The sequence below is a fragment of the Stenotrophomonas testudinis genome, assembly GCF_024499815.1.
In the GTDB taxonomy this organism is placed as follows: Bacteria; Pseudomonadota; Gammaproteobacteria; order Xanthomonadales; family Xanthomonadaceae; genus Stenotrophomonas.
Genome location: NZ_JAMOKY010000001.1, coordinates 270,654 through 285,146 on the forward strand (window position 1 = coordinate 270,654; position 14,493 = coordinate 285,146).

The 14,493-nt window shown below is 67.4% G+C and carries 13 protein-coding genes; 3 read left to right on the plus strand and 10 right to left on the minus strand.

What is annotated here, in order from left to right; all coding sequences use genetic code 11:
* Positions 1–7: 7 nt before the first annotated feature.
* Positions 8–904: a nitrilase family protein gene (locus NQ204_RS01185; protein ID WP_116863466.1), complete on the minus strand. Its 897-nt coding sequence runs from the start codon at positions 902–904 to the stop codon at positions 8–10.
* Between the two features lie 264 nt (positions 905–1,168).
* On the opposite strand from NQ204_RS01185, the gene NQ204_RS01190 reads away from it, so the two are divergent.
* Together NQ204_RS01190 and NQ204_RS01195 are read left to right on the plus strand one after the other, a co-directional pair.
* Positions 1,169–3,142, plus strand: a complete 1,974-nt coding sequence (locus NQ204_RS01190) for a transglycosylase SLT domain-containing protein (protein WP_256642844.1) — start codon at positions 1,169–1,171, stop codon at positions 3,140–3,142.
* Positions 3,143–3,220: 78 nt separating this feature from the next.
* Positions 3,221–4,441, plus strand: a complete 1,221-nt coding sequence (locus tag NQ204_RS01195; RefSeq protein ID WP_116863478.1) for a multifunctional CCA addition/repair protein — start codon at positions 3,221–3,223, stop codon at positions 4,439–4,441.
* Between the two features lie 43 nt (positions 4,442–4,484).
* Here NQ204_RS01195 and NQ204_RS01200 read toward each other — a convergent pair whose 3' ends face one another.
* The 5 genes from NQ204_RS01200 to NQ204_RS01220 all read right to left on the minus strand — a co-directional run bounded on the left by NQ204_RS01200 (position 4,485) and on the right by NQ204_RS01220 (position 7,078).
* Complete coding sequence (locus tag NQ204_RS01200; RefSeq protein ID WP_116863464.1) at positions 4,485–4,919, minus strand: SseB family protein; 435 nt, start codon at positions 4,917–4,919, stop codon at positions 4,485–4,487.
* 86 nt (positions 4,920–5,005) lie between these two features.
* Entirely contained in the window at positions 5,006–5,365 is a 360-nt protein-coding gene (locus tag NQ204_RS01205; protein ID WP_116863463.1) for a helix-turn-helix domain-containing protein, read from the minus strand.
* A complete protein-coding gene (locus NQ204_RS01210) occupies positions 5,362–5,664 on the minus strand; it encodes a type II toxin-antitoxin system HigB family toxin (protein ID WP_256642845.1) in 303 nt (100 codons plus the stop codon). Before NQ204_RS01210 ends, NQ204_RS01205 begins: the two co-directional genes overlap by 4 nt.
* 46 nt (positions 5,665–5,710) lie before the next feature.
* Entirely contained in the window at positions 5,711–6,049 is a 339-nt protein-coding gene (locus tag NQ204_RS01215; protein ID WP_256642846.1) for a hypothetical protein, read from the minus strand.
* Between the two features lie 3 nt (positions 6,050–6,052).
* Entirely contained in the window at positions 6,053–7,078 is a 1,026-nt protein-coding gene (locus tag NQ204_RS01220; RefSeq protein ID WP_256642847.1) for a S41 family peptidase, read from the minus strand.
* A 387-nt stretch (positions 7,079–7,465) separates the two neighbouring features.
* Between NQ204_RS01220 and NQ204_RS01225 the strand changes: the two genes are divergently transcribed.
* Positions 7,466–7,897 (plus strand): hypothetical protein, encoded by a 432-nt coding sequence (locus tag NQ204_RS01225; RefSeq protein WP_116863477.1) that lies wholly within the window; start codon positions 7,466–7,468, stop codon positions 7,895–7,897.
* Positions 7,898–7,985: 88 nt separating this feature from the next.
* Here NQ204_RS01225 and NQ204_RS01230 read toward each other — a convergent pair whose 3' ends face one another.
* From NQ204_RS01230 to NQ204_RS01245, 4 genes are all read right to left on the minus strand, one after another.
* On the minus strand, positions 7,986–11,006 hold the full coding sequence (locus tag NQ204_RS01230; RefSeq protein WP_116863459.1) for an autotransporter family protein: 3,021 nt from the start codon (positions 11,004–11,006) through the stop codon (positions 7,986–7,988).
* 237 nt (positions 11,007–11,243) lie between these two features.
* Entirely contained in the window at positions 11,244–12,311 is a 1,068-nt protein-coding gene (locus NQ204_RS01235; protein ID WP_256642848.1) for an acyltransferase family protein, read from the minus strand.
* Positions 12,311–13,459, minus strand: coding sequence for an N-acetylglucosamine-6-phosphate deacetylase (gene nagA / locus NQ204_RS01240; protein WP_116863457.1), 1,149 nt, complete (start codon positions 13,457–13,459; stop codon positions 12,311–12,313). Before nagA ends, NQ204_RS01235 begins: the two co-directional genes overlap by 1 nt.
* Positions 13,459–14,487 (minus strand): SIS domain-containing protein, encoded by a 1,029-nt coding sequence (locus NQ204_RS01245; protein ID WP_116863456.1) that lies wholly within the window; start codon positions 14,485–14,487, stop codon positions 13,459–13,461. The genes nagA and NQ204_RS01245 overlap by 1 nt, the downstream gene beginning before the upstream one ends.
* Positions 14,488–14,493: the final 6 nt, after the last annotated feature.

Sequence of the window (14,493 nt, forward strand, 5' to 3'; positions counted from 1 at the left end):
GTGAGCCTCAGCGCGGCAGCATGGGATGCTGGCGATAGCCCAGCATCGGATCGAAGAGATCGGTACGCCGGTCGCGGCACAGGTCGTTGAGAGAATTCCAGATCGGTGCACTGCGTGCCGTGGAAAGGTCCACCTCGGCCATCACCACCGCCTCGCCTTCAGGCGCTGCGATGGAGGCCAGTGGCCATCCGTTCGTACTGACGATCAGCGAACAGCCCAGGAACCGATCCCCGCGGTCAGTGCCAACCCGGTTGGCCGCTGCGATGAACACATTGTTGACGTGTGCGGCAGTCATGGTCAGGTAGCTGGCCATGCAGCGGCCGCTTTCATCGAACAGCGGCGGCGGCGTCCACACCCAGCAGTTGAGGCTGAGGATGATGTCAGCCCCCTGCAACGCCAGCAGGCGCGGCACCTCCGGGAACCAGACATCCCAGCAGACCATCAGGCCGATCCGGCCAACGCTCGTCTCGAACACCGGATAGCCGAGGTCGCCGGCACAGAAGTAGAGCTTCTCGCGGCACCACAGATGGGTCTTGCGATAGCGCCCGATATAGCCGTCCGGACCGAACAGCACGGCGGTGTTGTAAAGACGGGCACCATCGCGTTCCGCAATGCCCACGGCCAGATGGATGCCTGCCTCGCGCGCGAAGGCCTCCCAGTATTGCGCCGTCGTTCCATCAGGTACGGATTCAGCCATCGCAAACGCTTCTGCCCGGCTGTTGAATGAATAGCCGGTGCAGCAGAGCTCCGGCAGCACGATCAGGCGGGCCCCACGTTCCACCGCCTGCGTGGCAAGCAGGCGCGCCCGTTCGATGTTGGCGGGGACGTTCTCCGGCCCGCACTGTGGGTCGAACTGGATGGCGGCAACCGAGACAGGACTGAACGGCTTGGGCTGGTCTGACATGCGATGGTCCTCTGCAGGGGCGGAGCGGCTGCTCCCGTTTCACTGCAGCAGGCACCCGTTGTGCGGCCGCTTCAATTGGCAAAAGCGTCAACTGCGCGAAACGCCTTCAAAGTGGGCTTTATGCGACGACTCTCACTGAATTCCGCGTTGGACCGGCCCGAGCATCCGGCCTGACCCACCGCCAAAGCGGGCCATTTGCATCAGTGCAGCCACCGTGCACGCGATGCGAAACTGAATTCAGCCAGCGCCCGCTATGCTGGGCCCATGACCCGACGCTCTTCGACCGCCCTGTCCCTGCTCCCGCTGTCCGCATCGTTGCTGATCGGCTGCGCCAGCGCCCAGTCACTCGACGCCCAGAGCGGCCAGCTCAAGGCCGCCATCGCTGCGGCCGAACGCGGCCAGCTCGATCCACGCCAGGCCGCCGCGCTCAGCCGCCACCCGGCCTACGGCTGGGTCGAGTTTGCCCAGCTTCGCCGCAATATCGACACGGTCGATACCGGCCAGGCCCAGGCCTTCCTCAAGCGCTATGACGGCCAGGCCGTGGCCAACAGTTTCCGCAGCGTCTGGCTGCCCTCGGTGGCGCGCCGCCAGGACTGGACCACCCTGCTGGCCAACTGGGCACCTACCGACAACCTCGGCCTGCGCTGCGCCCAGCTGACGGCGCGCCAGGCCACTGGCAAGGTCGATCCGCAGTGGATCAGCGAAACACAGGATCTGTGGCGCAAGAACGGCAAGTCACTGCCCGATGCCTGTGACGCGGTGTTCGCGGTACTGCAGGCGCAGGGTGGGATGAGTGATGCCCTGCGCTGGGAACGCATCGACGCCGCCGCCGATGCACAGCAGCCGGCAGTGATGCGCAGCGCCGCACGCGGCCTGCCCGCGGCCGACCTGGCCTTGGCCAACACCTACGCCGCCTTCGTTGACACGCCCAATGCCAGCGCGCTGAACTGGCCGCGCAACGAGCGCAGCCGGCGCATCGCCACCGACGGCCTGGAAAAGCTGGCCAAGGCCGACCCCGGCGCCACCGAACAGCAGTTGCCGCAGTACGCGCAGGCACTGGGCCTGAGCGCCGACCAGCAGGCCCAGGTGCGTTACCAGATCGCGCTGTGGACGGTGGCCTCCTACCTGCCCGACTCCGCGCGCCGGCTCAACGCCGTGCCCGAATCGGCCTACGACGAGCGCCTGCACGAATGGCGCGTGCGCGAGGCGATGTCGCGCGGTGACTGGGCGGCCGCGCTGACCGCCATCCGCAAGATGGGCAGCAAGCAGCGCAACGATTCGCGCTGGGCGTATTTCGAAGGACGCATGCTGGAAAAGACCGGGCAGGCGCAGCAGGCCCAGCCGCTGTTCCGCACGGCCGCGCGCGCACCGACCTTCCACGGTTTCCTGGCCGCCGACAAGCTGCAGCAGAACTACACGCTGTGCCCGTGGAAGCCGAACGACAGTGCGCAGGCGCAGGCCGCCGTCGCCCGCGACCCGGCCATCCAGCGCGCGATGGCGCTGTACCAGATCGACCGCAATGGCTGGGCCGTGGCCGAGTGGAACAGCGCGCTGTCGCGTTTCGATGACACCCAGCGCCGCTTGGCGGTACGCGTGGCGCAGGACAACGGCTGGTTCGACCGCGCCGTGTTCGCACTCGGCAAGCAGCCGCAGGAACAGCGCCTGTACGACCTGCGCTTCCCGCTGCACCACGACGGCACCATTCGCCGCGAAGCCTCGCGCAACGCCATCGACCCGGCCTGGGTGGCCGCGGAGATCCGCGCCGAAAGCACCTTCACCCCGCGCGCGCGTTCGCCTGCCAACGCCATGGGCCTGATGCAGGTGCTGCCGGCCACCGGTGCGGGCGTGGCCAAGAACATCGGCCTGACCGCCTACGGCGGCGCCGACAGCCTGTACGACCCCGACACCAACATCGCCATCGGTACGGCCTACCTGCGCCAGCTGATGAACAAGTACGACGGCCTGCCCTACGTCACCATCGCCGCTTACAACGCCGGCCCGACCCCGACCGCGCGCTGGCAGAGCCAGCGCCCGGGCTTCGACCCGGACCTGTGGATCGAGACGATCAGCTACAAGGAAACGCGCGAGTACGTGGCCCGCGTGCTGGCCTTCAGCGTGATCTACGACTGGCGCCTCAATGGCAATGCGCTGCCGCTGAGCGACCGCCTGATGGGCCGCCTGGTGGACAAGCGCAAGGCGTTCACCTGTGCGGCGGACGCCGACCAGGGCGGGGATTGATCGACGCGGGTAGTGCCGCCGGGCCATGCCCGGCGAGCACACAGCGCGGCGGCACACGCCCGTGCGATCATCACCGCCATGAAGATCTATCTTGTCGGCGGCGCCGTACGCGACCGCCTGCTGCAGCGCCCCGCCGGCGACCGTGACTGGGTGGTGGTCGGTGCCACCCCCGCGCAGATGGAAGCGCAGGGCTACACCGCCGTGGGCCGCGATTTCCCGGTGTTCCTGCACCCGAAGACCGGTGAGGAATACGCGCTGGCGCGCACCGAGCGCAAATCCGGCCGCGGCTACCGCGGCTTCGTGGTCGATGCCGATCCGGGGGTCACCCTGGAGGAAGACCTGCAGCGCCGCGATTTCACCATCAATGCCATCGCCTGCGATGAGGCCGATGGCACCCTGGTCGATCCTTACGGCGGTGCGCGCGACATCCAGCAGCGCGTGCTGCGCCATGTCGGTCCCGCCTTCGTTGAAGACCCGCTGCGCGTGCTGCGTGCGGCGCGCTTCATGGCGCGCTTCGCGCCGCTGGGCTTTACGGTAGCCGAGGAAACGATGGCGCTGATGCGCCAGGTCGCCGCCAGTGGCGAACTGGATGCGCTGGTGCCCGAACGGGTGTGGCAGGAACTGCGCAAGGCGCTGGCCTGCGAACGGCCGTCGGCCTTCCTGCGCACCCTGCACGACGCGCACGCGCTCGGCCCGATCCTGCCGGAACTGGAAGCGTTGTATGGCGTGCCGCAGCGCGCCGAGTTCCATCCGGAAGTGGATACCGGCATCCATCAGGAGATGGTCAGTGACATGGCCGCCCGGCTGGCACCGGGCGATGACTTGGTCGGCTTCGCCGCGCTCACCCACGACCTTGGCAAGGGCCTGACGCCGCCGGACGAATGGCCACGCCACATCATGCACGAACAGCGTGGCCTGAAGCCGCTCAAGGAGCTGTGTGCGCGCCTGAAGATTCCCACCGAGCACCAGCAGCTGGCCGAAGCGGTCTGCCGCGAGCACTTGAACGTGCACCGCATCGACGAACTGCGTGATGCCACTGTGCTGGACCTGCTGGGCCGCTGCGATGCACTGCGCCGGCCGGAACGGGTGGCCCGCATCGCGCTGTGCTGCGAGGCCGACAAGCGCGGCCGGCTTGGTTTCGAGGACAGCGACTACCCGCAGGGCGAAACGCTCAAGCGCCTGCACCAGGCCGCGTTGTCAGTGCAGGCACGTGATCTGGATACCACGCACCTGAAGGGGCCGGCCATTGGCGAGGCGCTGGCCAAGGCGCGAGTGAAGGCGATCGCCGCCGCCCGCTGAAGCATCTGGTAGTGCCGGTCGCTGGCCGGCAACCACAGCTTTATCAGTGCGCCATCCCACGCGTGATCGCCGCAGCACGTTCCTTAAGCTGCGCCACCGCGTCGGGAATCATCTCCATGCCCACATCCAGGCCCGGATTCAGCACCAGGCCCACGCCCTCGCCGATGCCCGCCAGCAGCGCGTGCACGGCAATCGGCATGGCATGGGCGAACTGCGGCAGCTGCTCGTGCCAGAGACCGGCGCGCTCGGGCGCGGTGAACACCGCGAACATCGGCTCGCCGCCCTCGCTGGTCAGCACCAGCGGCGAAATGCTCTCGTCCCAAGCGCCATCCTCGCCGATGGCTTTGTCCAGCAGCACGAACACCGGCGCGGTCAGCAGGCCATCGAGGAACTGCGAGGCAGTCAGCGTACCGTCCTGTGCCTGCAGCAGGCGGACCTCCAGGTCGTTGAGGGGTTCGAACGGCGTGTCGTGGTCCATGGTCGGTTCCGGTACGTGATTGCAGGGGGTCACTTTAGCAGGACGGAAGCATGGTCCACGTGCCGGACCCGCCGTCATGGGAACAGTCAACGACCGATCAGGCTCTCGGCAGGGATGCCCAGGTTGCGGTGCAGATTGCGGATCATTTCCAGGGTCAGCCCGCGCTTGCGGTTCAGCACCTCATAGACGCGATTGAGCTGGCCGATGGAAGGCACCAGGTCCTTTACCGTCAACCCACCCTGCTCCATGCGGAAACGGATCGCTTCAATGGGATCTGGCAGTCCGATCGGGTAGTGCTTCGCTTCGTAGGCCTCGACAAGCGTGGAAAGAATCTCGAAACGATCCCCTTCTTCAGTGCCGATGGCAGGCTCGTTCTCGAAATAGGCCTCAAGCTCGCGCAGCGCGATCTCGTAGTCGCTTTCGGTACGGATGGGGCGAATGTTCATTTTCCCTCCACAGTCGAGACGTCTACTCGATCGTAGTCGGCATGACGGCCAATGAATTTGATGTAGACCATCTGTCGCTGATAAGAGACATCCACCACAAGACGATGGCTGTTGCCCTTGATGTTGAAAACCACATGGGTGCTGCCCACGAAACTGGCGCTGGCGAAGCGGTCGCGGATGTCGTGTGGGCTCGCCCAGACGGCGCGCCTCACCTCGTCATGCCAAGCCTTCAGAGCCTGCTCGCATTCCGGAAATTTCTCCCAGTAGCGCCTCAACGTGGAAAGCGAGAATATCTTCAAGGGAGGATCCTAGTCCCAATTTGGGACATATGCAAATCAATCGCCATCAGCCCGCCCCAGCCCCTGAGCGCCACATCCACCCTGCCACCGCCAGCCCAGCCACCACCAGCAGCATCAGCAGCAGCCCAAAGCGGTGCCGCAACGGGATCGGCACCCCGCCCAGCTGCTGGTCCATGGTGTCGGTGTCCAGCACCCAGCCATGCCCGCAGCCGGTGCAGGCCAGCTCGTAACGGCGCTGGTAGACGAAGCCGAACAGCAGGTCGATGCGCGCCATGCGGTAACGCAGCTGCGGGGCGAAGTCTGTCTCGGTCTGGCAGCGTAGGCAGTGATGGGCCTCGGTCGGGCCAACCACCACCACTCGCTCCTGCTGGCCGATCATCATCATCGGTCAGCCCCCGACACACGCAGGCTGGGCCAGCAGCCAAGCCTGCGCGGCGGCCAGAGTGTCCGGTCCAATAGCGGTGGCCTCGTCCGGCTGCAACCTGGCACCGTCGCCCAGCCCGTTGCGGTCGGCCATCACGTTGTGGGTCAACAGCAGGGTGCTGCCGTCCACCAGCTTGACGGGCCGGTTGCCGGTTGAGAAACCTGCGCTGGGTTGGCCGAAACTGCGGCTGCCCGCCTGTCCCCGGAATGCCAGCGCGACGGCTTCGCCCGAACTCGCGGTGCGCGCACCCATCAGCACCGCCACCGGGGCGCTACCCGCACGCAGGCGATAGGCAGCCTGCCGTGAGCGCAGCCCCTGCGTGCCGTCCTGCCTCACCTCACCTTTCTCTTGTCGCCACCACTGCAGGCCATTGGCACTGCGGAAGGCACCGATCAATGCCCCCTGCGCATCTGGAGTCCCCTGCAACAACGGCAACAGCCCGAGCAGCATAGGCCACATGTTGCCGCCGCCATTACCACTTACGTCGACCACCCAGCCACAGCGCGTGCCGTCGTCCAGATCGACGATGCGCTGCTGCAGTGCCAACGCGTAGGCCTTGCGCGCGTCGTAGCGCTGCTGTTCGCTGCGTTGCAGATCCTCCACGAAGGGGCCGACCTTCAGTACGCCAATGCGGGCATCAACGCTTGGGGATTCTGCCAACGCAGTGCTCTGCCCGGCATTCAGACGCTGGGCGAGGCTGGAGCGTTCGCGCTGCTGGCTGGGCGATATCCACCGGCCATGTCCACCGCTGCTGCGCGTGGCCGCCTCATCCAGCACGCGGCGCTGCTGTGCACGATCGTCGCCTGCGGCGGCCAGCCGCGCGCGCGCATTACTCCAATCGACGCGATCGCGGTACAGCGATTGGAACTCAAGGAAATGCAGCATCTGTTCGCGCGCTTCTGGCGACGGCAATTCAACTGTCTGTTCTGCCATGGCGGCAGAAGATGAAAACCACAGCGCAGCGAGCACGGCGGAACGAAGGTCAAGCATTGACGACTCCTTGTCACGTAGCAGAGGGGCAGAATAACCGCGTCGTTCGATCTGGCGCTATCGCGCATTACGTCGTTTTCGACCCAATGTTTGCCATGGGGAAGCTTTGCAACTTTACTCATTCCACTGCCGGAGAACGCGAGTGACATTCCGTATGCCAGCGCGCTTTGCGCTGGCCGGGATTGGCGTCCTGAATCAAACATCCGAAAGAATGATTTGCCTTCATTGAGGCAATCACGACAATGCACCGGCTCGCCCATGGCGGGCGGTGCGTGGGGATCCTTGCGATCCGTCGGCTTTTTCTCTTCGGATTTTGACCGGCACGCCAACCCGCACCGTCCGCCACCTTGCACCCCGCAGGTGGCCTTGTCTTGTGAGGTTGTCGCCATGAATACGCCCTACCCCACCTATCCCTGCCTGCAGTCTCTGCTGGGCGATGCGCTGTCCACCCTGGCCCTGCCCGATACCACGGCGAAAGCGCTGGAAGATGCATTGAGCGTGGCTGAAGAAAGTGCCCCGCCCTCGGCCTTCTTCGCGAGGCTGTACGGCCTCGCGCGCGGTCATGGCGCCGATGGGCAGCCTTGGCAGAATCGAAAGCTCAGCGACGCGCGTATGCGGGGAATGGCTGAAGCCACGCGCTGCATGGCGGCGGTGTCGGCGTGCGGGCGCGTACTGCTGGCGGCGCAGGCCGCGCGGGAACTGGATGATGCTGAAGCTCAGTGTCCACCGCAGGTGGAGGAGGGATTGCTGCATGCCGTGGTGGTGATGGCCGATCATGCGGAGGCGTTGGTGGCATCGGACGCAGGCGAGAGATCATGACGCCGATTCAAGCGAGGATCATGGCCGCGTTGCGGGGTGTGCCGACCGCCGTCGGCACACCCGCCACCTCGCCGGGCATGGCCCGGCGCTACCAGTCCGCGCGCAAGCCGATGTTGCCTTCGATGATGCGGCGCTCCTCGTTGCGGTCACCGCCCAGCTCGCGCGTGTAGTCGGCCACGGCATACGAGCTGATGGTGCGGTTGAAGCGTGCGACCACACCGACACCGGCTTCCAGCGCACGCGAGCGCTGCGCGTTGATGATCGTGTCACTGTCGAACTGGATGCGATCCTCGCCCGAGCGGCCATGCCAGTAGTTCACCTTGAAATACGGCTGCCAGCCGTTGTCGGCCAGCTGGTAATCACCGGCCAGGCGCAGGCCGACGCGGCCGGTCCAGGCGTTGTCACTGTCGAAGCGCACCGCAGACACGTCGTCGCGCCGGTCATCCAGCGAACTGCGCTGCCAGATCACCTGCACCTGCGGTTCCAGCCACCATGAGGACTGCCCGAACTGCAGCAGCGGCTTGCCCGCTTCCAGCGACAACGTAGTGCCATCGCCCTTGACGTCGATGCCGAGGCCGCGCGAGGAACGCACACGGCCGTCGTAGCGGCTCTGCAGGGCCACCGCGTCGAGGTAACCGCCCTCGCTGCCGGTCAAGGTCCAGTAAAGGCCCACATGTTTGTCGTCCAGGCGACTCTGACCGACCTGTACGTTCTCCCAGCCCAGCGCCAGGCCGGTGGTCCTGCCCTGCGCGCGGGTGCGGCCGACAAACACGCCCACCTGGTTGCGATGGTTGTCGGCGGCTGCCGCCCACACATCCAGACCGGCCTGCACGCCCATCACATCGCCATCGAAGCCAGGCTGTGCGTCGCCCTTCCAATGGATCTCGCTGCTCTGCCCCACCAGTCGCCCCCAGGCGGTGCGGAAGGCGCCGTTGCTGTAGAGCAGGCGCTGTTCGCCCTGGCGCTCGTGGAAGGTACCGAGGCTGGCCAGCGAGGTCTCGCGCAGCAGCGGCGGCACCACCGCGTAGGCGGCGGTTTCCAGGCGGTACAGCGGCACCACGTCGCCCTGCGCCGGCCGTGCACCCGGGCTGGGCGGGGTCGAGCCTGCACCGGGCAGGCTGCTGCCGGCCACCGGTACATCGGGTACGGCGGGGTCGCCGGGCGGCGCTACCGGTGTCGGCTCCGGCGGTGGCGGCGGCGGTGCGGTCTCGCCGGCGGTCAGGTCGGGATCAATCGGATCCTCCGGCGGCGGTGGCGGTGCCGGCGTGATCGGCGGCGGTGGCGCGACGTCGGGAGTGGGTGGCGGCGGCGTGGCGTTGCCGTTGCCGTTCGGTGCCGGCGTCGGGCCAGCCACCAGGGTCGAACGCAGGTACCAGTTCTCGCCGGTGCCTGCGCTGACGCCGCCCTTGAACAGGAAGTACTCATAGGCACCGGCCGATACCGGAGCGAACAGCGAGAACGCATTCGCCGCGGTGGTACCGCCATTCAACGCCTGCACTACCAGGATGCCGTCGGCCAACGTCGCCGCGCCACCGCCGCCGGCGTTGAGGATGCCGATGCCGGTCGTCCCGCTGGCCGTGCCGCCGTCAATGACCAAGCGGTCGCTGTTGGAGCCATCCCCCGCCAGCACCGTGCGCAGGTAGAGGCCGCCGCCCTCGCCGCGGTAATTGCCGCGGATGCTGAAGACATCGCCTGCGCCCATGCCGGTGAGATCGATGCGCCCGGCGTTGACCACGTTGACCAGCGCGCCCGCAGCGAACGGCCGCAGTGCATGCGCGCCGTTGCCAGCGTAGAGCGTGCTGGTGTCATCCAGGGTGAGCGTGCCGGTGCCCGTGCCGCTGTCACCGAGCATGAGGTCGCCGTCGAAGGTCAGCTCGGTGCTGCTGGCCAGGCTGATCGCTTCCCAGTTCTGGAAGCGGGCCACGCCGGTGGTTTTGACGTTGCGGAAGTTGAGCTGGTCATTGCCGGTGCCACCGTCGAACAATGGCACTGCGCCCAGGTTGGCCTGGTTGAGGTTGCTGAGGTTGGCCACGTCATCGTCCGGGCCGCCGTCGATGGCGCCGTAGACAATGCCACCGCCATTCCAGTTGAAGGTGTCGTTGCCGGTGCTCAGCAGCACCTGTCCCCGCACGGTGCCATCGGTGATGGTCACGCTGTCATTGCCGCCGCTGACGCTGATGTTGCCGCCGATGTACGCGGTGCCGGAGATGATGATGGTATCGGTATCGAAGCCGGTGACCACGTTGCCGTCGACCGTGCCGCCGGACTGGTCCCACAGGTTTTTGTCCAGCTTCATGTTGACCCGGCCGATGCGGCCGCCGGTCATCCACGCCTGGTCGCCATCCTCGAAGGCGCCGATGATGCGGCCGCCGCTCATGCGGAAGGTGTCGATGTTGTCGCCCTGCTGCAGCGCGCCGAGGGTGCCGCCGGTCATGACGAAATCATCGCGTCCGCTGCCCTGCGCCACCAGGCCGGTGATGGTGCCGCCGCTGACCGTCATCTGGTCATCGCCGTTGCCTTGGTCGACGCTGTCGAGCGTGCCGCCACTGATCAGCAGCACGTCGTTGCCATCGGCCTGCAGCACGCCGCCGCTGATGCTGCCGTCCAGCATCTCCAGGCGATCATTGCCGGCGCCGAACTGTACGCCGGTGCGGCCGCTGATGGTGCCGCGGTTGACCAGCACACTGTCGCCGGCACCGACGAACTGCAATGCGGTGTTGTTGCCGGTGCTGATGCTGCCGAGGTTGTCGACACGGCTGCCGCCACCCAGCTGCACGGCGATGCCACCGACCGAACTGATCGCCCCCTGGTTGCCAAGCTGATGGCCGCCGGCGCCGACCAGGCTGATGGCGCTGCCGCCACCGTTCTGCTGCAGCTGTGCGCCGCTGGCGACGTTGAGAGTGATGCCGGCTTCGCCGTTGGCGCTGACCGGCACGGATTGCGGGTTGGGCGCTGCGGCACTGCAGGTGACGCTCTGCCCGGCCAGCGGGGCGACGTTGTCACAGCCCGCCCACGCGATGGGCACGGTGGCAGCCAGTGCAGCGGGAACAGCGAGGGCCTGCAGCAGGCAGCGGGTCAAGCGGCGCGGACTTGGTGCGGCAACGGACATAGGGCACTCCTGGGTCGGAAGGTCAGGAACTGCGGAGATGGGCACTGCTGGCGCTGCAGAGGCGCCGTAAGCATTCAGGTCTGACGTTATGCCGGATGCATCACGCTTGGCGCGTGAAGTAATTCATGCATCACACCGGGTGCATGTGCATGAAAGGGTTCATGTTTTTCACCCATCATGGTGAAGAGCATCCACGCGTGGCGTGGATCTACTGAGTTGCCAAGGCCCCGGCCCGGGTCAGATCTTCAGGTAGATGCGACGCCGGTCCAGCCACCACGCCACGCCCCACCACAGCGCGACGAACACCAACGCCTGCAGCATCGAGGCCAGCTCCAACGCCTGCGGCATCGCTGCAGCCAGTTGCTGCCAGACCCATCCCCAGGCACCGGTCGCCAGCAGGATCACCGACATCACCGAGGCCCCCAGATAGGCGGTGATGGCATTGACGCCGAAGCGGCGGCCCAGCGCGGGCCAGCCCCTGCGGTCGACCAGCAGGTGCCCGAGCCACAGCGCCAGCGCCGCCAGGCCGCCGGTCCACAGCACGTAGCTCGGTGTCCACAGCTGCTTGTTGAGCGGCAGCACCGTGGCCAGCAGCAGACCCAGCACGGCGGTCGCCACGCCCAGACCGGCCAGTGCGGAAGCGCGCCCGTGGCGCAGCAGGCCACCGGCCAGCAGGCCGAGCACGGTGCTGGCGAGTGCGCCGAGACTGCTCAGCAGGCCTTCCGGATCGTGGCCGAGGCCGGTGTCGGCCTGCCACTGGTAGATGAAGGGCGCGAACAGGTTGGTATCCAGGCGGCTGGCCGGATTGGTCCACGGCGCCAGATCGCCGATGCCCAGCAGCAGCACCGTGTAGCCCACCAGCAGGGCGACCAGCAGCGCCACCTGGGTGCGTGGCCGCACGTACACCGCCACCACGCCGACCACGGCCGCACACAGCGCGATGCGCTGCAGGACACCCCAGATGCGGAAGTGATGCGTGTGCAGCGCCCACCACACCAGCAGGTGCAGCAGCACGCCGGCGAGGGCGATGCGCAGCGCGCGTTGCAGCACGCCACGGGCCAGTGCCGGGCGCGCGGCGTCGTCGTGCGCGCGCGGTGCCACGCTGAAGGCCATCGACACGCCGACCAGGAACAGGAAGAGCGGGAACACCAGGTCGGTGGGCGTGCAGCCATGCCAGTCCGCATGGCGCAGCGGCGCGAACACCGCGCTCCAGTCACCGGGGTTGTTGACCAGCAGCATCGCCGCCACGGTAAGGCCGCGCAGGGCGTCGATCGAGCCCAGCCGGCGTGGCGGCGCTGCGTCCATCAGGCCGCCTCGTACTGTCCGGCAATCCAGGTGCCACGCACCTGCAGGGCATCATCCAGCAGCACCAGGTCGGCCTGGTAGCCCTCGGCGATGTGGCCCAGGCGGTCATCCACGTTGAGGAATTCCGCTGGATAGGTGGACGCCATGCGCGCCGCCTCGGCCAGCGGCTGGCCGAGCAGTTGCACGGTGTTGCGCACGGCCGTGGCCATGTCCAGCGCCGAACCGGCCAGCGCACCGGCGGCATTGCGCACCACGCCATCGACGGCGGTGATGGTCTCGCCGTACAGCACGTAGCTGGGGTCATCGGCACCGACCGGCGGCATCGCATCGGTCACCAGCAGCAGGCGGCCGCGTGGCTTGGCGGCCAGCGCCACGCGCAGGCTGGCCGGGTGCACGTGCACGCCATCGACGATGATGCCGATCCAGCTGTCGCGGTCTTCCAGCGCTGCACCCACGGCACCGGGCTCACGCCCCTGCAGCGGCGACATCGCGTTGTACAGATGGGTGAAGCCGCGCACGCCGGCATCCAGTCCGTCGCGGATCTCTTCATAGGTACCGGCGGTATGCCCGGCCGCCACGATCACGCCGCGCTCGACCAGCGCGCGGATCGTCTCCAGCGGTACGCGCTCCGGCGCCAGGGTCAGCAGGGTCACGCCGTTGTCCAGCGACGCGGCCAGTGCGATTTCATCGGCATCGGGCACGCGGAACTTGCTGGCATCGTGGGTGCCCTTGCGCGCCGGGGCGATGTACGGGCCTTCCAGGTGGATGCCGATGATGCCCGGCACCTGTTGCGCGATCGCCTCGCGCATCGCACCCATCGCCTCGCGCATCACGTCCACGTCGTCGCTGATCAGAGTCGGCAACATCGCGGTGGTGCCGAAGCGCCGGTGGGCCTGCGCGATGGTGCGCAGCGATGCGACATCCGGCGTGTTGTTGAACAGCGCACCGCCACCGCCGTTGACCTGCACGTCGATGAAGCCCGGCAGCAGCCAGCCACCGCCCAGGTCCACCTGTTCGTCGGCCTCGCCCAGCTGCGGCGCGGCGTCGGGCAGCAGCGCGATGATGCGGCCGTCTTCGATCACCACCGCCAGGTCGTCGCGGAAATCATCGCCGGTGAGGATGCGGGCGTTGCGCAGGACCGTGGCCATCAGACCGTCTCCGTGACCTTGTTCAGGTGCGGCGGCAGGTCGGGATTGAAGCCACGGCGGATCGCCAGTGCGTTGATGGCACGGTAGAAGCTCTGCACGGTCAGCAGCGGTGCGCACAGCGGGTGCGGCGCGACCGCCACCGGCAGGTTGCCACCGGCGCCGGCCATCCACACCTGGGCGCCGCGCGCACTGAATTCCTCGACGACCGCACGGGTGCCGGCACCGGTTTCATCGGGCTGGGCAAAGGCCAGCACCGGGAAGCCGCGGCCGACCAGCGCCATCGGGCCGTGCTTGACCTCGGCCGAGCTGTAGGCCTCGGCATGCAGGCTGCAGGTTTCCTTGAACTTCAGCGCGGCCTCCTGCGCCGCGCCGAGACCGAGGCCACGGCCGAGCACGAACAGGTTGGTGGCATCGACCAGGCCATCGGAGACCGCACTCCAGTCGCACTGCCACGCCGCACGCAGCGCATCGGGCAGCAGGTCCAGCGCATTGCGCAGGCTGCTGTCCTGCTTCCAGTAGGCGGCCAGCTGCAGCAGCGCGGCCAGCGAGGCCAGGTAGCTCTTGGTCGCGGCCACGCTCTTCTCGGCGCCGGCATGCAGCGGGATGACCGTGTCTGCCAGCTGCGCCAGCGGCGAATCCTCGACGTTGACCAGGGCGACCACGCGCGCACCGGCGGCCTTGGCGGCTTCTGCATTCCGCAGCAGGTCCGGGCTCTTGCCCGACTGCGAGATGACGATGAACAATGCACCACGAAGCTGCAGCGGCACGGCGTAGACCGAACCCACCGACGGCGAGGCCGAGGCGACCACCAGGCCCAGCTGGGTTTCCAGCAGGTACTTGCCGTAGGTGGCGGCATGGTCGGAGCTCCCGCGTGCGCAGGTCACCACGAACGGCGGCGGTGCCGCACGCAGGCTGGCGGCCAGCGTTTCCATGGTGGCGTGGTTGCGGGCGAACTGGCGGGCAACCACGTCGGCCGCTTCAGCAGCCTCGGCGAACATCAGGGTGGCGGTGGGGTCGGACAGCGACATGGCGGA